The organism is Flavobacterium arundinis (genome assembly GCF_038289855.1).
In the GTDB taxonomy this organism is placed as follows: domain Bacteria; phylum Bacteroidota; class Bacteroidia; order Flavobacteriales; family Flavobacteriaceae; genus Flavobacterium; species Flavobacterium arundinis.
Genome location: NZ_JBBYHR010000004.1, coordinates 369,662 through 390,353, shown reverse-complemented (window position 1 = coordinate 390,353; position 20,692 = coordinate 369,662). Strand labels below are relative to the sequence as shown.

At 41.3% G+C, this 20,692-nt stretch carries 24 protein-coding genes; 9 read left to right on the top strand and 15 right to left on the bottom strand.

Annotated features, from left to right (window positions below):
- Positions 1 to 64: 64 nt before the first annotated feature.
- Complete coding sequence (locus AAEO56_RS10070; protein ID WP_341696921.1) at positions 65 to 760, bottom strand: YciE/YciF ferroxidase family protein; 696 nt, start codon at positions 758 to 760, stop codon at positions 65 to 67.
- Between the two features lie 199 nt (positions 761 to 959).
- On the opposite strand from AAEO56_RS10070, the gene AAEO56_RS10065 reads away from it, so the two are divergent.
- Positions 960 to 1,454: a DNA-deoxyinosine glycosylase gene (locus tag AAEO56_RS10065; protein WP_341696920.1), complete on the top strand. Its 495-nt coding sequence runs from the start codon at positions 960 to 962 to the stop codon at positions 1,452 to 1,454.
- Between the two features lie 577 nt (positions 1,455 to 2,031).
- Complete coding sequence (locus AAEO56_RS10060) at positions 2,032 to 2,505, top strand: hypothetical protein (RefSeq protein ID WP_341696919.1); 474 nt, start codon at positions 2,032 to 2,034, stop codon at positions 2,503 to 2,505.
- Between the two features lie 105 nt (positions 2,506 to 2,610).
- Here AAEO56_RS10060 and AAEO56_RS10055 read toward each other — a convergent pair whose 3' ends face one another.
- The 3 genes from AAEO56_RS10055 to AAEO56_RS10045 form a co-directional block, all read right to left on the bottom strand.
- Positions 2,611 to 3,453 carry an OmpA/MotB family protein gene (locus AAEO56_RS10055; RefSeq protein ID WP_341696918.1) on the bottom strand — a complete coding sequence of 281 codons (843 nt, stop codon included), beginning with the start codon at positions 3,451 to 3,453 and terminating at the stop codon, positions 2,611 to 2,613.
- Positions 3,454 to 3,516: 63 nt separating this feature from the next.
- Positions 3,517 to 4,524, bottom strand: a complete 1,008-nt coding sequence (locus tag AAEO56_RS10050) for a glycosyltransferase family 2 protein (RefSeq protein WP_341696917.1) — start codon at positions 4,522 to 4,524, stop codon at positions 3,517 to 3,519.
- Positions 4,521 to 4,973, bottom strand: a complete 453-nt coding sequence (locus AAEO56_RS10045; protein ID WP_341696916.1) for a type I restriction enzyme HsdR N-terminal domain-containing protein — start codon at positions 4,971 to 4,973, stop codon at positions 4,521 to 4,523. Before AAEO56_RS10045 ends, AAEO56_RS10050 begins: the two co-directional genes overlap by 4 nt.
- Before the next feature lie 54 nt (positions 4,974 to 5,027).
- On the opposite strand from AAEO56_RS10045, the gene holA reads away from it, so the two are divergent.
- Both holA and AAEO56_RS10035 read left to right on the top strand, forming a co-directional pair.
- The gene (gene holA / locus AAEO56_RS10040; protein WP_341696915.1) at positions 5,028 to 6,032 is read left to right on the top strand and encodes a DNA polymerase III subunit delta; all 1,005 of its coding nucleotides are present in this window, start codon (positions 5,028 to 5,030) and stop codon (positions 6,030 to 6,032) included.
- A gap of 43 nt (positions 6,033 to 6,075) precedes the next feature.
- Positions 6,076 to 6,258: a CAL67264 family membrane protein gene (locus AAEO56_RS10035; protein ID WP_257868009.1), complete on the top strand. Its 183-nt coding sequence runs from the start codon at positions 6,076 to 6,078 to the stop codon at positions 6,256 to 6,258.
- 1 nt (position 6,259) lies between these two features.
- On the opposite strand, the gene AAEO56_RS10030 is transcribed toward AAEO56_RS10035, so the two are convergent.
- Positions 6,260 to 6,832, bottom strand: coding sequence for a DUF1572 family protein (locus tag AAEO56_RS10030; RefSeq protein WP_341696914.1), 573 nt, complete (start codon positions 6,830 to 6,832; stop codon positions 6,260 to 6,262).
- A 12-nt stretch (positions 6,833 to 6,844) separates the two neighbouring features.
- Positions 6,845 to 7,741 (bottom strand): helix-turn-helix domain-containing protein, encoded by an 897-nt coding sequence (locus tag AAEO56_RS10025; protein WP_341696913.1) that lies wholly within the window; start codon positions 7,739 to 7,741, stop codon positions 6,845 to 6,847.
- Positions 7,742 to 7,828: 87 nt separating this feature from the next.
- On the opposite strand from AAEO56_RS10025, the gene ettA reads away from it, so the two are divergent.
- Positions 7,829 to 9,523 (top strand): energy-dependent translational throttle protein EttA, encoded by a 1,695-nt coding sequence (gene ettA, locus AAEO56_RS10020; protein WP_341696912.1) that lies wholly within the window; start codon positions 7,829 to 7,831, stop codon positions 9,521 to 9,523.
- A 293-nt stretch (positions 9,524 to 9,816) separates the two neighbouring features.
- Here ettA and AAEO56_RS10015 read toward each other — a convergent pair whose 3' ends face one another.
- The 3 genes from AAEO56_RS10015 to AAEO56_RS10005 form a co-directional block, all read right to left on the bottom strand.
- Entirely contained in the window at positions 9,817 to 10,911 is a 1,095-nt protein-coding gene (locus AAEO56_RS10015; protein ID WP_341696911.1) for an endonuclease, read from the bottom strand.
- Between the two features lie 70 nt (positions 10,912 to 10,981).
- Positions 10,982 to 12,196: an RsmB/NOP family class I SAM-dependent RNA methyltransferase gene (locus AAEO56_RS10010; protein WP_341696910.1), complete on the bottom strand. Its 1,215-nt coding sequence runs from the start codon at positions 12,194 to 12,196 to the stop codon at positions 10,982 to 10,984.
- Between the two features lie 197 nt (positions 12,197 to 12,393).
- Positions 12,394 to 13,275 (bottom strand): AraC family transcriptional regulator, encoded by an 882-nt coding sequence (locus tag AAEO56_RS10005; RefSeq protein WP_341696909.1) that lies wholly within the window; start codon positions 13,273 to 13,275, stop codon positions 12,394 to 12,396.
- Positions 13,276 to 13,380: 105 nt separating this feature from the next.
- On the opposite strand from AAEO56_RS10005, the gene AAEO56_RS10000 reads away from it, so the two are divergent.
- Positions 13,381 to 13,740: a DUF983 domain-containing protein gene (locus AAEO56_RS10000; RefSeq protein WP_341696908.1), complete on the top strand. Its 360-nt coding sequence runs from the start codon at positions 13,381 to 13,383 to the stop codon at positions 13,738 to 13,740.
- Between the two features lie 38 nt (positions 13,741 to 13,778).
- Here the strand turns inward: AAEO56_RS10000 and AAEO56_RS09995 are convergent, their stop codons facing one another.
- From AAEO56_RS09995 to AAEO56_RS09985, 3 genes are read right to left on the bottom strand one after another with little or no spacing between them, the layout of a single operon-like run.
- The gene (locus AAEO56_RS09995) at positions 13,779 to 14,801 is read right to left on the bottom strand and encodes a hypothetical protein (RefSeq protein ID WP_341696907.1); all 1,023 of its coding nucleotides are present in this window, start codon (positions 14,799 to 14,801) and stop codon (positions 13,779 to 13,781) included.
- Between the two features lie 2 nt (positions 14,802 to 14,803).
- Positions 14,804 to 15,301: a hypothetical protein gene (locus AAEO56_RS09990; protein ID WP_341696906.1), complete on the bottom strand. Its 498-nt coding sequence runs from the start codon at positions 15,299 to 15,301 to the stop codon at positions 14,804 to 14,806.
- A gap of 28 nt (positions 15,302 to 15,329) precedes the next feature.
- Positions 15,330 to 16,025, bottom strand: coding sequence for a hypothetical protein (locus tag AAEO56_RS09985; protein WP_341696905.1), 696 nt, complete (start codon positions 16,023 to 16,025; stop codon positions 15,330 to 15,332).
- Positions 16,026 to 16,109: 84 nt separating this feature from the next.
- On the opposite strand from AAEO56_RS09985, the gene AAEO56_RS09980 reads away from it, so the two are divergent.
- From AAEO56_RS09980 to AAEO56_RS09970, 3 genes are all read left to right on the top strand, one after another.
- Positions 16,110 to 17,162: a WD40/YVTN/BNR-like repeat-containing protein gene (locus AAEO56_RS09980; protein ID WP_341696904.1), complete on the top strand. Its 1,053-nt coding sequence runs from the start codon at positions 16,110 to 16,112 to the stop codon at positions 17,160 to 17,162.
- A 76-nt stretch (positions 17,163 to 17,238) separates the two neighbouring features.
- Complete coding sequence (locus tag AAEO56_RS09975; protein ID WP_341696903.1) at positions 17,239 to 18,480, top strand: hypothetical protein; 1,242 nt, start codon at positions 17,239 to 17,241, stop codon at positions 18,478 to 18,480.
- Complete coding sequence (locus tag AAEO56_RS09970) at positions 18,481 to 19,200, top strand: glycosyltransferase family 2 protein (RefSeq protein WP_341696902.1); 720 nt, start codon at positions 18,481 to 18,483, stop codon at positions 19,198 to 19,200.
- A gap of 55 nt (positions 19,201 to 19,255) precedes the next feature.
- On the opposite strand, the gene AAEO56_RS09965 is transcribed toward AAEO56_RS09970, so the two are convergent.
- The 3 genes from AAEO56_RS09965 to AAEO56_RS09955 are packed head-to-tail and all read right to left on the bottom strand — an operon-like array spanning position 19,256 to position 20,682.
- Positions 19,256 to 19,699, bottom strand: a complete 444-nt coding sequence (locus tag AAEO56_RS09965; RefSeq protein WP_341696901.1) for a sensor of ECF-type sigma factor — start codon at positions 19,697 to 19,699, stop codon at positions 19,256 to 19,258.
- Between the two features lie 8 nt (positions 19,700 to 19,707).
- Entirely contained in the window at positions 19,708 to 20,109 is a 402-nt protein-coding gene (locus AAEO56_RS09960; protein WP_341696900.1) for a hypothetical protein, read from the bottom strand.
- 30 nt (positions 20,110 to 20,139) lie between these two features.
- Positions 20,140 to 20,682 carry an RNA polymerase sigma factor gene (locus AAEO56_RS09955; RefSeq protein WP_341696899.1) on the bottom strand — a complete coding sequence of 181 codons (543 nt, stop codon included), beginning with the start codon at positions 20,680 to 20,682 and terminating at the stop codon, positions 20,140 to 20,142.
- Between the last annotated feature and the right edge of the window lie 10 nt (positions 20,683 to 20,692).

Genomic DNA, 20,692 nt, shown 5'->3' with positions numbered 1-20,692 from the left:
TTAAATTGGATATAATAAAAAATGGGGTTCGCAATAAACCCCATCTTTCAAGAATGCTGCTGGACTACGCCATCATATTATCATCTGCATCAGCAGCATCAAAGTTTATGGTGTTATAGGCTGCTTCTGTAAGTGATATGTCAGCTTCTTTCTCTTCTTCAAGCGTTGCATGAAGGAGGGCAGCGGCTTCGTCTTCTCCTAATGTTTTAGCAAAAGCACAAAGTGTTCCGTAAGTAGCGATTTCGTAATGTTCGATTTTTTGAGAAGCGGCAATGATACCTGCATCACGAACTGCACCCGGTTCAGTGCTTTCCATAATTTCCTGTCCTTCTTTGATAAGCCCGTCCATAGCTTCGCATTTTTTGGCAACTGCTTTTTTACCGGCAAGCTCAAATACTTTTTCAAGGCGTGCAATTTGCTCTTCTGTTACTACAAGGTGGTCCTGAAGTGCGGCAACCAGGTTTGGATTAGTAGCATTCTTTGCCATTTTCGGCAAAGCTTTTGTTAGGGCTTTTTCTGCCCAGTAAATGTCTTTAAGGCAATCAACGTAAAATTCGCGAAGCCCTTCAGCTGCGGTCCTTTTTGGTTTTACCTGTCCGCGGGAATTTGTCGCAGGCGCTTTGGCTGTTGCCGATTTTGATGCAGCTGCTTTTGTAGTAGTTTTAGAGGGAGTGCTTTTTGTAGCGGTTGCTTTTGAAGCAGTACTGTCAGACGCTGCACCGGTAGTTTTTTTAGCAGGCGATTTTGTTGCTGTTTTCATAATGTTTATTCTAATTTTGATTAATTGTTTTTACTTTGTCCTTAGAGGATTACAAATCAAATTTAGATAATGGTGCAAGCGCATGCTATTAATGAATTCTTAAAATAAAATTCTCTAACACATATTTAACTCACTGTGTTACAGTCATCTTAAAATTAATCCTTACAATTACATTTTAACGTAAAAAGATTACATCCTTATGAAAAAAGCATTTGCGCCTTTTGTAGATAAAGCTTCTAAAATACTTATTCTGGGTACAATGCCGGGCGAAAAATCGCTTGAATTGCAGGAATATTATGGTAATAGGGGCAACCATTTCTGGAAGTTGCTTTTTTTAATATTCGATAGGGAATACACATACGAATATTCGCAAAAGCTGGAGCTGTTAAAAGAGCATCAGATAGCTGTGTGGGATGTGCTGGAATATTGTGAGCGGGAGGGAAGCCTGGACAGCAGGATAAAGAATGAGGTTCCTAACGATTTTACAGATTTCTATAAAAGCTATCCCAATATAAAGCATGTATTTTTTTCCAGTAAAAATGCATCGGCATATTACGACAAGTATGTGGGCAGGAAAGAGGGAATTGATTACGCGACGTTGCCATCTCCCAGCGGGGCGAACGCCTCAATGCCTTTTGCTAAAAAGCTCGAAGCCTGGAAAGAAAAAATCCTTCCGCTTACCTTACAAAAATAAATGGGAGGATCTTCGTTTTCAAGTCAGGAAGTAAAATACTTCTTTAACTTCCGATGCCTGTAGCTTCTTATACTTGCATGTATAAAATGCCTTACTCTGTTTTGTAGGTTAGTCCAGTTCATGGGGTTACTTTTTTCCTGTTAAACGTAGTGCAAGTTCAAAAAATTAAAACATAACTTATTTAAATTAATATTAAAGAATTGTTACAAACAAACTTTTACGAATGTAATGATTTTTTAAATAAAAAATTAACTAATAAATAACTTTTTTAGATTAGTAGTAAATTATATCTATTCTTGGGTAACACCTAAACTTGTGGTTTTAGGTTTTATTTAACTTTAGTTAAAATTTAGTATGAATAGTGATGTGTTATGGGTAGGAATTGACTGTCATGCCGAATCATTACTTATGCAGGAGAGGTGCAATGGTATTGATATATGTGGCCTGCTACACGGTGATAACTAAACAGTATATTATAATAAAAAGTATATTAATTATAACGGCGCTATGCAGGGCGGAATGAAATTATACATATATTTGAAACGTTTATACTTTTTAGTGTAAAATATTGATTTACATGAGAAAAATCCTTCTGCTTTTATTGTTTTCGGCTTCCTGTTGGTCGCAGGCAAATAATTTTGTCGCACGGCAAAAAAATCTTGTATGGGAAAATGTCGTGATAAGCGACCAGGCCAATATTCCGGAACTGTTGGCAAAGCATCCAAGGCTCACCATTACATCTTCAAAAAATGCCGTTTATAAAGGAAAGGGTTCTCATATTAAAAATATATGCCCGGATACGTCACCCTTTATGGAAGATGAAGTCAGTTTTGATTTTGAGATAGAGCCCGGCGATGGCAAATACAGGGTAACGGTATTTAATATCGTTTATACGCAGGGTAAAACTAAAACTACAACAGCTGCTGAAAAGTACTTTCTTGAAAAGGGAATATTAAAGCAGGATGCCCAGTCAAAGAAAGACTTTGAATGCCTTGGCATTTATTTTAGCAGGATATTTACAATGACAATGATTTACAAAAACAAAATGTAAACCAATAAGGTTCAGATTAGAGACATCATAAACAAATTAATTTTTGGCATAAAAAAATCCGGTTGTTCATCACAACCGGATTTTTTAGTATTATCTGCCTGCCAATTATTTTTTACCGGCCTGCTGTCCTTTCATTTCTTTTTCAAGCATATCGTAGAACTGGTCAATTTTAGGTAGTACAAGTATTCTTGTCCTCCTGTTGGTAGCCCTTCCTTCAGCAGTATCATTGCCTGTAAGCGGCACAAACTCACTACGTCCTGCGGCAACTAAGCGCTTAGGATCTATACCAAAATCATTCTGCAGTATCCTTACGATAGACGTTGCACGCTTAACGCTCAAATCCCAGTTATCCTGAAGTACCGGGTTTTTGATAGGCACATTGTCAGTGTGGCCTTCAACCATACATTCAAAATCAGATTTATCTTTTACTATTGCAGCAACTTTGCCTAATATTTCTTTAGCACGGTCGCTTACCTGGTAGCTTCCGCTTTTGAATAGCAGTTTATCAGCGATCGATATGTAAACTACCCCTTTCTCAACATTTACCTCGATATCCGGATCGTTTACGCCAACAGCTCTTTTAATACTCGACACAAGTGCAATGGTAACCGAGTCTTTACGCGTAAGTGCATCCTGTAAACGTGTAATTTTAAGGTCTTTTTCCTTAAGGCTTTCCAACGTTTTTTCAAGATTCTCAGCGCCTTTAGATGATAACGTGGTTATCTGGTCTTTGGTTGTGATCAGTTGGTTGTTGCTCGACTTCAGGTCCTCGATACGGGAAGCCATAACGTCTTTCTCTGCAAGACAGGTGTTTAGCTTTACAGTAGCCGAATTCAAAAGGTCCTGGCATTCCTTGTTCTTAGCTTCAAGCTCGGCAATTTTCTTCTTTGCCCCGCACGAAGTCAGCATCGTAGCTGATAATGTGAGTAATAGAATGGCTCTTTTCATACGTTCGTGTTTTAAAATTTTAACAAATTTAAGAATTACATGAATAAATAATAACGCGTTTGTCTATAAACTATTGTTAAAATTTTTATCAAACACCTTGCCGCCTTTTATAAAATAAGCCCAAACAATACTCTTTGTCTTGTAGTAATTTTTGTACTTATTTGATTTCCTTTTATTTATAAAATGAAAAAACTTTATGTAAAAAGAGAAATGTGCTTTTAAAATTGCGCCAAAATGTGCCGCCTGCCCTTTGGATAAAAATCGTATCCCGGCCAGACCATCAAGCAGCATCCGCATAAACAGTACAGGAAACAGCTGTAGCGCGGGAACATTTTTCACGATCATCCAAAGTGAATTCCGGAAGTTAAGATACGTTTTGCGTGGATTGATGCTATTCAACGTTGCTCCTCCCACATGGTAAATTACCGACTTATGGCAAAAACGGGCTTTATAATTCAGGTTAAAGGCCCGCCAGCACAGGTCGATCTCTTCCTGGTGCGCAAAAAAATCTTCGTCGAATCCCGCCAATTCTCTGTACACATCTTTCCTTATGAAAAAGCAGGCACCTGATGCCCAGAATATTTCTGTAATATCATCATATTGGCCGTTGTCTTCCTCTATTGTATCGAATATCCTGCCCCTGCAAAAAGGGTAGCCATACTTGTCAATGAAGCCGCCTGCAGCGCCTGCATATTCAAAGTGCGTTTTGTTTTTATAATCCAGTATTTTGGGCTGGATAATAGCAGTTTCAGGATCTTGTTCAAAAAGTTCAATGACAGGTTCCAGCCAGCCTTCGGTAACTTCTACATCTGAATTAACAAGGGCATAAATCTCTTCTTCAACATTGGCAAGTGCGTCGTTATAGCCTTTTGCATACCCAAAGTTGCCGTTGTTCTGAATGATATGTATTGCCGGGTAATTTGCTTTTACAAAAGCTATAGAATCATCAGTTGAGGCGTTATCGGCAACGTAGATCGCTGCAACTTCAGAATGTGACATGACCGAAGGCAGGAACTGCTCGAGCAGGCCTTTACCATTCCAGTTTAATATTACGACTGCGATGCTTTTCATAAATTGGGTGTGTATTCAGGAAGGTCGGGAAGGAAGATGTATTTTTCCTCCTCGTGGTCCATTTGGCAAAAGTAATGATTTAGCCCGTTGGTAACCATCATGTGCATGGCATTTACGGTCATGTTATAACGCGCGATCTGGTCGAAGGTGTTTTGCGAAATGGGCACCCCCGGCGCTTTGCATTCTACCAATAAAAATATCGTTCCATCAGGCTGGAAAACAACGGCATCGTATCGTTTGGTTAAACCGTTTATTTTAATTATTTTCTCTACGTTGATATGCGATTTTGGGTAGTTTTTCTGCTCCAGCAGAAAACGGACTACATGCTGGCGTACCCATTCCTCGGGTGTCAGGACAACAAATTTTTTACGGATTTCGTCAAAGATAGCGACCTTATTTTCACTATTTTTGAAACGGAATGTATAGTCGGGAAAATTCAGCTTTTGCATCAGGCAAATTTATGATTTTTGACTGTACCATCAATAAATGTTTTAAAAAGCCGCATGGACGAAGTTGTAAAGATTGTAAACGATATAAAGCAGGGCAACATAAAGCCCATTTATTTTTTAATGGGGGAGGAGCCTTACTATATCGACAGGCTTACCGAATATATTGAAAACAATATTCTTACCGAAGAGGAGAAAGGCTTCAACCAAATGGTGCTATACGGAAAGGATGTGAGTATCGAGGATGTTATATCCAGTGCCAAGCGGTACCCCATGATGGCCGACAGGCAGGTGGTTATTGTTAAAGAAGCACAGGAACTTTCCCGCAACATAGAAAAGCTCGAGAGCTATGCCGAAAACCCGCAGCCAACTACCGTGCTGGTTTTTGCCTATAAATACAAAACCCTCGACAAGCGCAAGAAAGTGACCAAAATGCTTGAAAAAGCAGGTGTTGTTTATGAAAGCAAAAAAATGTACGACAATCAGGTAGGCGACTGGATAAAGCGCCTGCTTTCCGGGAAAAATTACGGAATCGAGCCAAAAGCTGCTGCAATGCTTGTTGAGTTTTTGGGGAATGACCTGAGCCGCATCAGCAATGAACTGGAAAAGCTTACGATTATCCTTCCACCAGGCAGTACAATCACACCACAAGTAATCGAAGATAATATAGGCATCAGCAAAGATTATAATGTGTTCGAGTTCCGTAAAGCGATAGGGGAACGAAATGAGCTGAAGGCCTATAAGATTGCCGAATACTTTTCGCAAAACCCTAAAGATAATCCATTGGTTATGACCACAGGGCTTGTGTTCGGGTTCTTTTCGCAATTGCTGCAATACCACGGATTGAAAGATAAAAACCCCGGCAATGTGGCTAAAACCCTGAAAATAAACCCTTACTTCGTTAAGGACTACGATATTGCACTACGCAATTATCCCATGAAAAAAGTCAGCGGGATTGTTGCGACCCTTCGTGATATAGATGTAAAGAGCAAGGGGGTTGGTTCAAATGCCATCCCGCAATCCGATTTGCTAAAAGAGATGCTGGTTAAGATTTTTAATTAAGGATATAATCCCGATATTTGCAGGCTAAACTGAAAAGATAATCATGGGAATGAATAAGAATACTATTCTTGGGTGGGCTACCTTTATAATGATAATAATGGGATTACTGTTGATTGGCCTGGGTGTGTACCGCTACGCCGATGTGGCAGGATGGGGTTTTTCGGCAGTGGGTGTAGGCTTTTTTGCCATAGCATGGGTATTCAGCTCACTTAAGGGACGGGTATAATTTATATTGTAATTTCCTCATCGTTCAGGTATTCGTCTGTAAAGTGCTGCTTATGTTTTGGCTGAGAAAATTTTTGCGCATTAAATTCCTTTGAGTTTCCTTTCGGGATAGAGAGTGAATTCCAATGTGCTGCTCCCATTTTCCCAATAAAAACAATCTGCCCAATGTGGTAAGGGTAGTGCGCCAGCTGCCTGTTGATAGCTTCCATAACCGTATGGCCCTGGTTCCGGATATAAATGATTGTTGAAAGATCATCTTCCGTCAGGGATTTCAGGGTATCCAATAAAACTTTCCAGCCATTATCCCATTTTTGCAGCATTTCCTCCTTTGTGGCAATGTCATTCTCAAATTCGCCATCGCGGTCACGCCATTCTTTTTCACCATCTGTGGTTAAAAAATCGGTCCACCGGCTTAGCATGTTGCCCGAAAGATGCTTTACTATTATGACAATGCTGTTGCTATCGTCGTTATATTGCCAGAACAGCTTGTCATCCGGCAATTGGGCAAATGTTTTTTCTCCCAGCAATTTATAATATTCAAATTGTTTGATCGTGCTTTCAAGGTAACCTTCCATTGTCTGTTTTTTTTACAAAGTTGCAGGAACATCTTTAAAAAATTGTTGCTCCGGAAGTCCAAAAGCTTTTTCTCCCGGGCCATTCTCGGTTTGGAACTGCTTTGGCGACAGCCCAAAATGCTTTTTAAATTCATTGCTGAATGCCGAGAGGTTTTCATAACCCAGCTCAGCGTAGATTTCCGAGGGGCGCTTTTGCAATGAAAGCAGCAACTTCGCCTGGTCCATTTTTTGCTGCAGGAAATATTTTTGCGGAGGCATATTATAAAGAGCTGCAAAATGCCTCTTGAATGTAGAAACGCTCATATCGCATAGAAAAGCGAGTTCTTCTGTGGTAAGCCCATTGTGTAAATTCAGCCCGACCACCTGTTTAATTTTGATATCGCTTTTGCCTGCCAGTGCCTGCCCTACAAAACGATTGAAAATATCAGGAGAGGTAGTACTGATGTAATTGAGTACCTCCTGTATTTTAACCTCATTCATCTCGCTATTCCCCTGTTCCTTTAAAAGCTTTAAGGACAGGCAAAAATTTTTAAGGAAGCTATCCTGCGGAACTTTAAAGATGGATTTGGAAGGTGATTTTTCATTAAAGGACAATCTGCGTTTGGCACAAAAATCGGACAGCGTTTTGTTGCCAAAGAAAATAAGGATAGCCTCATATTTATTTGCCACAGTTTGCTCCGACATTAAAATGCTGCCACTTGCCAGCATCAACACTTCTTCATTGGTAACGATTTCTTTACCGTTAGCGGTGTGCACTACCTTTATGCCATTTTGTAGCAGGCAAAGCATGTTTTTAGTAAACACGACTTTATTCTTTTCAGACGGCCTGTCGTTCGTGTAAAAATAGATAAGGGTATCATCAGTACCTGTAGTAAAGCCTTCCGGTAAAGTATAAATTATGCTGCTCATAATAGGATAAAGGTACAAACATTTGACGAAAACACGATTTGCTTTTATTGCTTTAAAAACTATCTTTGTTATTAAATAATCAATATAATGTCAGACGATAAGAAAGTAATATTTTCGATGTCCCGTGTGGGCAAGACGTATCCCGGCGCACAAAAGCCGGTTTTAAAAGATATTTACCTGAGCTTTTTCTACGGTGCCAAAATTGGTATCCTGGGTCTTAACGGCTCCGGTAAATCGTCACTGTTAAAGATCATTGCCGGAGTAGATAAAAATTTCCAGGGCGATGTGGTTTTCGCACCCGGATATACCGTGGGTTACCTGGAGCAGGAGCCATTGCTTGATGAAACCAAAACAGTAATCGAGGTAGTTCGCGAAGGTGTTGCCGAAACGGTTGCCCTTTTAGATGAATTCAATAAAATAAACGACAGCTTTGGCGACCCGGAAGTATATGAGGATGCCGATAAGATGCAGAAACTGATGGACCGCCAGGCAGAATTGCAGGACAGGATCGATGCTTCGGGTGCATGGGAACTGGATACGAAGCTCGAGATAGCGATGGATGCCCTTCGTACGCCGGAGCCGGATACACCTATAAATGTGCTTTCGGGCGGGGAGAAAAGGCGTGTGGCTTTATGCCGCCTATTGCTGCAACAGCCGGACGTGCTTTTGCTGGATGAGCCTACCAACCACCTTGATGCCGAGAGCGTACTATGGCTTGAACAGCACTTACAGCATTATGCAGGAACGGTGATTGCCGTAACGCACGACCGTTATTTCCTTGATAATGTGGCAGGCTGGATACTGGAGCTCGACAGGGGAGAAGGCATTCCGTGGAAAGGCAACTACTCGTCATGGCTTGACCAAAAGTCGAAGCGTATGGAGCAGGAGGAGAAAACCGCTTCCAAGCGCAGGAAGACCCTTGAGCGCGAGCTTGACTGGGTACGCCAGGGAGCGAAAGGCCGTCAGGTAAAACAGAAAGCCCGTTTGCAAAACTACGACAGGCTATTGAACGAAGACCAGAAAGAGCTTGACGAAAAACTCGAAATATACATACCTAACGGGCCAAGGCTTGGTACCAATGTTATCGAAGCCAAAGGCGTTGCCAAAGCATACGGCGATAAATTGCTGTATGACAACCTGAACTTTACATTGCCACAAGCAGGTATAGTAGGTATCATCGGGCCGAACGGTGCGGGTAAAACTACTATATTCAGGATGATAATGGGAGAGCAGGAGCCGGATAAAGGAGAGTTTACCGTAGGTGAAACTGTGAAGATAGCCTATGTTGACCAGTCGCACTCCAACATCGACCCTAATAAAACAATCTGGGAAAACTTCTGCGATGGGCAGGAACTTATCATGATGGGCGGCAGGCAGGTAAATTCACGTGCTTACCTGAGCCGTTTTAACTTTAGCGGAAGTGACCAGAATAAGAAAGTAAATACACTGTCAGGTGGGGAGCGGAACAGGCTGCACCTAGCTATTACCCTGAAAGAAGAAGGTAACGTATTGCTTCTGGATGAGCCTACCAACGACCTTGATATCAATACGCTCCGTGCGCTTGAGGAAGGTTTGGAAAACTTTGCAGGCTGTGCAGTGGTAATATCCCACGACAGGTGGTTCCTCGACAGGGTATGTACGCACATACTTGCATTCGAAGGTAACTCGGAAGTGTATTTCTTTGAAGGCAGCTTCTCTGAATATGAAGAGAACAAGAAAAAACGCCTTGGCGGTGATTTGACACCGAAGCGTATCAAATACAAAAAGCTGATACGCGGATAAAGGAAACCTCAATTATTATAGTAGGTAAAAAGTTTTTGACAGATCTATATTTAAATTTGATTATAGTGAGCCCGGTAGTTTATCGGGCTCATTCTTTTTAATTTAATTCGGTCCGGTAAAATTAGATAAGGCCCATAATGTATGTTTTTTTAAAAAGGTATACATTGTATAGTGCTTCGGCCAACTATTGCACACAAAAGAAATGCAAGCTAATAGCTTTATCAACCTGCTTTAAAAAAAATGCCCCCAAATAGTTTTAATATTTGGGGGCATTTCAGTAGATAGGCTTTCTGTTAGTTCACTACAATTTTCTTAGTGAGCGATTTCTCATCAGCAACCACTTTCAGAAGGTAGAAGCCCTGAGGAAGATTATTCACTTTGTAGGTATTGTTATCCTGCTGCGGATGCTGGATATATTGTATCAGCTGGCCATTAAGGTTGATGAGCTGTATTTCGTCTATTTCAGTTTCAGAATAGATGTTTATTTCATTATTCACTGCCGGGTTAGGATATACCGATACTGTGGCTGCAAGGATATCCTCTACACCTGCAATACCCCAACGATCCTGCGCTACCGGCCCGCCCCATATTAGTGTAGCGAGGTAAGGATTGTCTATAAACGGGTTCCTATTGCCTTGTCCGTAAGTATTACCGGCATTGCCAAGGTAGGTATTCCTGTTGTCTTCGTACTGCGATACAGGGTCTTCTGCATTCCACTCAAGGAAAAGCATAAGCATATTGGTATCGGAAGCAACTGTAGCGCCCGTGCCTACATTTTTAGGAAGGCACTGGTTACCATAGCGAAGGTACATGTACATCATCATCCTTGCGATATCGCCTTTCCACTCGTCGCCAGGGTACCATTGTTCGCCCGTTTCAAATGAATTTCCCGAACCGTCAAAAAATTTATCATTATTCCTGTCGCCATTGCGTTTTTTGTCGCTTGCCCTTATGTGGTGCACATCGGCGCCCGGTCCTGAAGTGCCAAGATCGGGATTTCCAAGTGCTTTCGGGTACGTATGCTCCCTGTTCCAAAGGCATGATGCAGCGGTACCGTCATCATCCATTTCTTTATTCCTTCTCCTGTGGTCTTTGTCATCAGATGAAGATGCCGGGCAAAGGTTGCTGCTAAAGCCATAGATCAGGAAAAGATTGGTATGCGTGCCATCAGCCGGATCCAGGTCGACAATTTTTATAGCGTTTTCAGCCTCCTGGTATGAAAGCTGCTTGGTATGCGTGCTTGTAATCTTGGTTGCAAGGGCGCTTTTCAGGGCCATACCACCTTGGTTAAAATTAAATCCATTGTAGTAGGGCGAAGCAGGTGCTCCATCCTGTGCAAGCGCTACACCAGAGACTGTAGCTAATAAGAGGGTAATTATTTTTTTCATTGCATATTTTTAGGACGTCAAATGTAGGCGATAATTTCCACACTACCTGAAATTTAACATCAGATCATATTTATTTTTTCCGTTCCAGCAAGGCCATATAAAAGCCGTCAAAACCGCTTTCGGACGCAAGGATCTTGTTTTCTTTTACAAAGGTAAACTCCTTGCCTATCTCTGTCGTTAAAAAATTCTTAACCTGTTCCTGATTTTCAGAAGGTAACACAGAACACGTAGCATATACCAGCTTCCCGCCCGGCTTCACAATTTTAGAGTAACTTTCCAGGACTTCAGCCTGTGTCTTCCTGATATTGTCAATAAATTCGGGCTGTAGTTTCCATTTGCTGTCAGGGTTCCTTTTCAGTACGCCGAGGCCGCTGCAGGGTGCGTCTATAAGCACGCGGTCGGCTTTCTCGTGAAGTTTCTTAATGACTTTGGTACTGTCGATAATACGGTATTCGATATTAAAGGCGCCGTCACGTTTCGCGCGTATCTTGAGCTGTTTTAGCTTGCTTTCATAAAGGTCCATTGCAATAAGCTGGCCTTTGTTCTCCATAAGGGAAGCCATATGCAGGGTTTTTCCTCCCGCACCGGCACAGGTATCTACTACGCGCATCCCGGGTTCTACCTCAAGGAAGCGTGCCACCATTTGCGATGATGCATCCTGGACCTCAAACAATCCTTCCTTAAAAGCATCGGTAAGGAAAACATTCGCCCTTTCCTTTAATACTAATGCGTCAGGATATTCTTTCGGGGCTTCGGTGTCAATGTTAAGGTCCATCAAGATAGCCCTTAGCTTTTCACGTGTAGTCTTCAGGGTATTTACACGAAGTATTACTTTGGCCTGCTCGTTTTGTGCAGCAAGCTCTTTCTCCCATTTCTTTTCGCCAAGCTCTTTTACGCCAAGCTCATCCATCCAGTCGGGTATCGATTCGCGGTATTTTCGTATTTTTGAAAGTTCATCAAAGCGGCCTTTTATGCGGCGTAAAGGTGTGTCTTCAAAGTATTTCCAATCCGGCAGGGTAATGCCGCGAAGCACAGCCCATACGGCAAAAATACGCCACAGGTTATCACGGTCATACGGTTCTTTTACTTCGGCTATCTCAACATAAAGCCTTTTCCAGCGTACTATCTCATATATTGTTTCGGCAACAAATTTGCGGTCGGCGCTGCCCCAGCGCTTGTCTTTCTTAAGGGCTCGGGCAACAACCTTATCGGCATACTCACCATCGTTAAAAATGAACCCAAGGGAGTCAATAACCGTAAAAACTAAATTCCTGTGTAATCTCATTGTAAAAAATTGAACCGCAAAGGTATTGAATTTTTAGGGAATTTCGTGCTGGTCGGGAGTGATGGGTTCTTTTGGAATAAATGCACTACAAATGCCTGTCGGCTCTGTCATCGCGAGGCACGAAGCGATCTTTATTTGGTCCCTTGGAAAGACTGCTTCGTCGTTCCTCCTCGCAGTGACGGTGCAACAGTGGATAACTATCGTTTCCCATACCTACCCAAAAACTCCGATGGTGTTTCTCCTGTCTTTTTTTTAAAGAGACGCGAGAAATAACCATAATCCAAATAACCAAGCCCGATCGCAATTTCGCTGAAGCTTTTCTTCTGCAGCACCAACATTTTTTTGGCTTCCAGCAGAACACGGTCTGTTATTACTTCACTGGCCGATTTACCCACGACCGACTGCGTAATACGGTTCAGGTGCCGCGATGTAACGGCCATCATGGAGGCATAGAGTGATGGCGATTTCATTTGGCGGTAATTATCTTCTACCAACGCCTCAAATTCCCTGAACCTGTTATAATAATTGTTTTGGGCGCTGTTTGTATCCGCTTCATATTCGGGATATATTCTTGAGGCTTCAATATAGGTAAGGTCTACAAGGCCGATAACAGCTTCTTTTTTGAGGATATTGCTGTTGGTGTATTCTTCAAGGATCGTGCGAAACAGCAGGCTTATCTTTTCCAATGACTGGGTATTGGGATAAAGCGCCGGCGACTGGTGCATACTGAAAAAGAACGGGAAGCGGTTGAGTCGGCTATGGGTATAGTGCAGGTTATAAAAAGCCTGCGAGTGGAAGAAGATGTAACCTTCTGTATCCTGAGAAAGTTCCCAATGATGCGTCTGTCCCGGATTCAAAAAGAAGAGTGCGCCGGGTTTTACTTCGTATGTCGTAAAATCAATTTCGTGGATACCGTTGCCTTTTGTAAAAAGTATAGCCAGGTAAAAGTCGTGGGAGTGGGGCAGCGCAATATCCTTATGGCGTGTGCGGAGATGTTCCTGCAATGTATTGGCGTAAAATTCCTCCGCTTCATGGCCTTCATCGAACTGATGTATACGGAGTACATTAACCTTATCCATTCCGAATGTCTTTTTTATCCTCAAATGTCCGAAAAGTACAAATTTCTGCGTAAATATGATATGGCCTGTTGGGGTTATTAGTTGTAAATTTACCAAAAAAATAATATGTCAGCAATAGTAGGAATTTTAACAGAGAAATGTCCAAAATGTGGAAAAGGAAAAGTGTTCAGTTCGAAAGGTAACCCGTTGCTGTTCAAAATGCCGAGGATGAATGAGCACTGCCCTGTTTGCAATCATAAATTTGAAAAAGAGCCCGGCTATTTCTTCGGGTCGATGTTCGTAAGTTATGCGGTAACGGTAGGTGAGATGATCGTGTTCTTTCTTTTAGCACACTTTTTTGTGAAGGAAATCATAACAATGATAGTGCTTATTGGGATAATGTCTATACTGCTTAGCACCTTTAATTTCAGGCTTTCAAGAATGATATGGATCTATTTGCTGGACGGAAAGAACAGGCAGATATAAGTATTTTAGATTGTTGGATTTTTAGATCATCAGACTAATCAGGGGATAGGAATCAGGTCTGTTTCCTTAAAATTATCTTGCCAGAAAGAAGGGGTGCTGATCATGTTTTGTGTGCCCCATCCCCAATTTTTTATGATCGTCCGGATATCGTGTACAATCTGAAGCGATTCATCGCCCTCCGGCCTGTTTACCTGCCTGTGTTCAAATTTATTCCATTTGTAAAGGCTGTTCCGGGTACCGGTCCTTTTCAGATAAAAGTAGCGCAGCCAGATTTCCCCGTGATCGTTGTAATACACTAAAGGCATCAAAATACTGTTGCCGTCCGGGTTGTATAGTACCATGCAATAATTTTCCATGTATTTTCCTTTGTATCTTTTGGTATAATTCATGGGATGTGCCGTATGCAGCGCATTCCAGAGGCTGTCCTGGTAGTTGCAGGCAAATGCTTCCGTCCGCTCGTTGCGCGCCATCCTGTCTAATGCTACGGAACGCGTCTTTGCCCTTGCAACCAGTTCGGGAACCCCCGGATAATCATCGGCATAAGGATTTCCTTTTTCCATCATCGCAAACATATTGCCTCCTTTGCCATTCCAAAAAGCCTGTCCTTTCGGGAAAAATTTATGATAGGTCACCCTGTTAATCAGGAAATTTTTTTTGGCCGACTTTGTATTCTCACTATAAAATTTGTGCTCATCGTCCTTGTCAAAATACCATTTGCCTTCGTATTGCATTCCCCACAACACATAGCCATAGTAATAGTTGCCGTTGCCGCCCGTCTCTGTCTGGAATGTGCCACCAAACCGTGTCAGCCTTTCATAACCGGCATCATGAGCACTGTTGACGAAAAAGGCTATGAACTTTGTTGCGTCTTCATTAGGGATAAACTTGTAGCAATCTTTTGGGGCGATTGTGTATTCCAATGTTCTTTCAGCATGAGAGAGCAGGCTGTCATCTATAATATTGTATTGTTCCAACTTTTCCCATTGGGGTATGGTAAGCCCCTGGCTATAGCTGAAAAAGCTTATCAGGCAGAGTAACAACAATAATTGCTTTCGTTTCATAATTACTTATCTTTCAGGAATTCTTCAAGTTTGCCGGATTTATTTGCTTCAATAAGCTTTTTCATCTTTTTAGTCTGCTTTACTTTATGTGCAGGGTTATCAATATAATCGGCAATAATTTTCCATGTGCCAATCTTAACAGCCGCCTGATCTTTGGCCAGGCTCTTATTCTCAAGGCAGAATTTCGTCATCGCCGCCATATATATTGTCATAATATTATCATCATTGCCCATGATCTCTTCGGTACTTTCCATAGAAAAGGTGTAATCCGGCGTACCCATCATCCATTTGATCATGAAGGCAGCGCTTTTTGCTTCTTCGACAGTATCTGTTCTTACCGGAATTGATAAGAGATAGTTCGAAGCCTGCAATGCAGCGCCTTCAGCCGGCTTATAATCGCCCTCAGCCTTTAGGGGTATTGCATCATAATCCGGTAATGATTGTGTGTAGCCCATCGCAATTGTGAATAGTAAGCTTAGTGTAAAGATAATTTTTCTCATAATATTTGTTGGTTATCAATGGTTTAAATCAAAATTTCAGGTGTTCTTCCGGGCTAAGATACCCGTCCAGCTTTATTGTCATTTCTCCTTTTTTATCAAGGGAAACACTAATTCTTTCGCCATGCATAAAATGGAAAAAGGTACTGTCGACAACATATTTTCCCTGCTCTTTCCATAAGATATCGTAATCCCTACCATCATTATGGTAATTGTATTTCGGGTCGTTATAAGCGGTCTTGGCAATTACTATCGAGCAGGGCTTGAACATACACATGGCTGATTCATAAGTGAATTCTGTTTTAGTTTTACCCGGGGCTACGTCTTCATTATTGGCTTCGGCAGCAATAATTAGCAGGTTTTCCTTGGTCTTATTTTTAAAGCTTATAGTGCCGCGTTTTGGATTGTTTTCGGGTTCTAATGTAAAGAAAGCACAGCAACAGCCCGGCCGCACAATATAGGTTTCGCCCTTCCTGAATTTTGCTACGAAATGCAGCGTGTCTTTACCTATAATAGCTGAGCATTTGTCAAGGCCTTTTTTGGAAAGGTGTATCGTTTGGGGAATGCTATCGGTAACATTATAAATCTTGCCATTGATAGCCAAAGAAAATTCCGTATTATAACCGTTGGGGGCTTCGCCAAATCCCGCCAGGAATTTAAGCGTTGCGGTTTGCGCAAAGCAGGGCAGCGTAAGCAGGCATATAACCAGTCGGGCAATTGCTTTCATAGGTTTGTTTTCGTAAATATATAAAATCCTTTAACGCGGGCATCGGTGTTAAATTATTACTTTAGCACTATAAACACCAAAACCATGAAAAAAAGCCTTTTGATATTGTTGTTTGCTGCGGCATTATTGTCGTGCAAAAAAGAAGAGAAAAAAGACTACAAACCCTCATTTACAATCGTTGAAGCAGATACGCTCCTGAATGAGGAGATTAGCATCCGGGCCATTACGATCGATGGCGATAAAGCCTGGTATGCCGCAAGTATGGGCAAATATGGCTGGGTGTCGCTTAGTGGCGGAAAAAACTTTAGCGGTGTGATTTCAAAAGACACGTTGTTTCCTGAATTCAGGGCTATCGCGCAAACTAAGAATGATATTTTTATACTGAATGTCGGTACACCGGCCATGCTCTATAAAATTTCCAAAGACGGAAAGACTAGTAAGGAAGTTTATTCTGAAACAGGGGAGAAGGTGTTCTACGACAGTATGCAGTTTTACAATGACAAAGAAGGTATAGCGATGGGCGACCCTACAGATGGCTGCCTTTCGGTGATCATTACCTCAGACGGCGGGGAAACCTGGAAAAAGATCAGATGTGGGACAATGCTAAAGGTCGTGGAGGGCGAGGCGGCTTTTGCGGCTAGCAATACTAACCTTATTGTGAAAAGCGGCAATACCTGGATTGTGTCAGGAGGAAAGAAATCACGTGTTTTCTTTTCGGCTGATAAAGGGAAAAGCTGGGAAGTATATGATACGCCGATAGTGCAGGGTAGCGAAATGACAGGAATATTCTCTGCTGATTTTTATGATGATGAGATCGGCTTTGCTGTAGGCGGTAATTACGAAAAATTAGATGCCAATACAGGTAATAAGATAATTACCCAAGACGGCGGTAAGACCTGGGAAAAGGTTGCAGATGGAGAAAGCTTCGGATATGCTTCGTGTGTACAGTTTGTTCCCGGAAGCAATGGCGATGAGCTTATGACAGTAGGCCCTTCTGGAATCTTTTATTCCTATGACCGTGGTGCTACGTGGAAAAAAATATTCGATGAAAAGAACTACCATACCCTGCGTTTTGCTGATGCAAAAACATTTATAATTGCCGGGCAGAAAAAGATTTTACGTTTGAGGCTAAATTAAATCAGCAATTATTTAACTGGCTCCAGAACTTGTAAAAAATTCCTTAAAAAAAGCTATTTTTACGCAAAAATTACAGATGAAAGGTTTTTTATTTAGGTATAGGTACCAAATACTGCTAGTGTTCATAGGTATTGTCTGGATTTCTTTACTTAACGAAATACTCCAAATAAAAAATCAAAACGTAATTTATTCCGATTCGGATAATTACAGGGAATCTGCTGATTTTCTTTACCACAATTTTAAAGCACATTATTACAGGCCCTTGGGAATGGCAGCTATTACGGGTCTGCCTTATCTTTTTGGAGGCGATGATACCTCCGTTTACAACTTTAGCCTCGTGATTAATGTAATTGCATGGCTAGCGTCCGCATTGTTGCTTTTCAGTTTTTTAAAAAAATCCTTATCTGATAAAATGGCTTTCGCTTTTTCCTTAATTTTCTACTCAGCATTAGGTCCATTATTCACTAATTTTCACCTCCTGACAGAGAGCCTATTTACATTCATAATGCTCTTATCTTTTTATTTTATCGACAGATATTACTCCCGCAGGTCTTTTTATTTTTTATCATTATCGATCAGTATTTTACTTTTTGCGATTCTCATAAAGCCGGGAGCAAAATTATTTTGTATACTTATCATGTTATATTTCAGCAGAAAGCTCTTAAAAAATGTACTTAACAGGAGTGCCATTCTAATTTATGTAACTATGAGTCTTATTATATTTCAGTGCTTAATGGTAAGGCAGGAATATGGCGATTTTACACTGAGCTACATTGACGGGGTTACCTACTATAATTATTTGGGAAACAGAGCTAAATTGTTGAATACAAATGAGGAATTTGTTCAAGCCAATGCAAGGGCCAGATATATGCTAAGCCTGCCCTTTCCTTTGCAAAAAGAAACAGCGGTAAACGATGCTGTTGAACAGTTGAAAAATAATAAGATAAACCTTATAAAAGCGTATTTACTGAATCTCGCAGATAATACAAAATCCCCGAGCGACTGTATTAATGTCTGCAAAAACCTTAACGGTACAAGCTATTTTGAAACTGCAAAGAATTTAATGAGCATTATTTCAAAATACCAAAACAGGTTTTTTACAGTGCTTGGCTCTTTCCTTGCATTGTATTGCTGTTTCCGTACGCGCAGGCGGCCTGATATCTATACTTTGATGAGCCTTTTCATTCTATGTAATATTGCGGTTTCGGGCATATCATGCCAGCAGGGTGACCGTTTCCATATCGTTTTTTTTCCCTTTGCCATCCTGCTTATTGGTAAAACATACGCTGATAAAACAAAAAAACATATCCCGGAATAAATGAGAAAATTATCTATAATAATACCCGTTTATAACGAAGCAAAAACAGTTCATCTTATCCTTGACAAAATTAAAAAGGTTACTTTACCTGATGGTATTTCTAAAGAAGTAGTGATAGTCGATGACCGTTCTTCCGATGACACAGTAGACATAATAAATAATTACATATCCAAAAATCCTGAAATGGGCATTCTCTTTTTCCTCCATAGTACCAATAAAGGAAAGGGGGCAGCCCTGCACACCGGAATTGCCAATACTTCGGGCGATTATATAGTTATCCAGGATGCCGACCTTGAATATGACCCGAATGAATACAACCTGCTACTCCGGCCTGTATTAGATGGACATGCCGATGTTGTTTACGGATCACGGTTCATGGGTGGAAACCCGCACAGGGTACTGTTTTTTTGGCATACAATAGGGAACAGGTTTCTAACGTTCCTCTCCAATATGTTCACCAATCTGAATTTAACGGATATGGAAACCTGCTATAAGCTCTTTGATGCCAGAATACTAAAAACACTTGTATTGAAAGAGAAGCGTTTCGGTTTTGAGCCTGAGGTAACCGCCAAAATTTCCAGGCTGAAAAAGATCCGGATTTACGAAGTAGGCATCTCGTATTACGGAAGGACCTATGACGAAGGAAAAAAGATTGGCTGGAAAGATGGCATTTATGCCATCTATTGTATTTTAAAATATGGCATGCTGCGTTTAAAATAAAATAATATAAAAAGGGAACCGAAGCTCCCTATTTAACCAAACTATTTATCTAATCTTATTTTTTTTCCTTGTATTTACTGAGGAGTTTCTTATTGAAATCTTCTTCAGCCTTTTTAAGCTTCAGCACTCTTGCCGGCCCAATCAGGGGTTTCATATCGGCTACGAGCTTTTTACGAAGGTTAAACAATTCTTCATCTGCATCTTCCAATTGCTCAAGGTAGGATAACGCATCCTTTTCAGACATTTTATCGGGGCCTGTCTCATCTATTTTTTTAATAAGCGGGCGCATTTTGTCGTGCTTTATCCTGTATTGTTTTTCTTCGTAAGCATTATAAACGGGCCAGAATTTTTCCGACTCCTCAGCCGTAAGTTTCAATTCGGTGGTCAGGAACGATACTTTTAGGGCTTTTATTTGCTGCCATTTCTCTTTCCTGTCTTTGCCGCCCTGTGCAAAAGCGCCCAGGGAAAACACTAATAATAACGGTAGTATCAGCTTCATTTTCATAGTTATTCGTTTAGGTCTATAGATTCATCCGAAAGATATTCTTCAATGGCTTCGTCGCTCACTGGGATAGACTGCTCGAGCTCGGCAATATCCTGCGTATCAAGGTGCTGCATCAGGTCATACGAACTCATGCCCGCATGGTATGTAAGATAACTTTCTATTTCGGCATCATCAGGCTGTGGCGTGGCAGTATTCGTTGTAAAGAAAATACCCAGCATAAACATGATGATAAACGAGGCCGCGGCAGATAGCCATACCGGCTTCCTCTTATAGAGCGGTATTACCCGTACTTCCTGTTGCGGAAGCTGCTGCATAAGCCTTTCGGTAAAGCTGTCAAAATAAGCATCGGGAACTTTAAATCCTGTGGTTATTTTAGGTTCTTTATCTAATCTGAAATCGTTCATAGCAATAAGACTTATATATTCGTAAAAGGTTTAATGTGTATTGATGTAATCTTCTATTTTTTTAACCGCATGGTGGTAAGAAGCTTTAAGCGCCCCAACCGATGTGCCCGTTATCTCTGATATATCTTCATATTTCAGGTCTTCAAAATATTTCATCTTAAAGACAAGCTGTTGCTTTTCGGGCAGCGTGGCAACCGCCTGTTGGAGCTTTAGCTGCAATGCGTCTCCCTCAAAATAATCATCAGCTTGCAGGTTTTCCAGTGCTTTCTGGTTCACTTCTTCGTTACTTATGTTACTTTTCTTCGCTTTGGAAGTGATAAACGTAATCGCCTCATTAGTGGCAATGCGGTAAACCCAGGAAAACAGCTTGCTTTCGCCCTTAAAGTTCTTCAGGTTTTGGAAAACCTTGATAAAAGTATTTTGCAATACGTCGTCCGTGTCATCATGGTCGAGTACAATATTCCGTATATGGCTGTACAACGGCCTGCTGTATTGTGATACAAGCTGCCTGAACGCAGTGTTTTGCGTTATGGGGTTGAGCAGTTCCGCTATAAATGCCTTTTCGTCCTGCAAGTTTGAAACG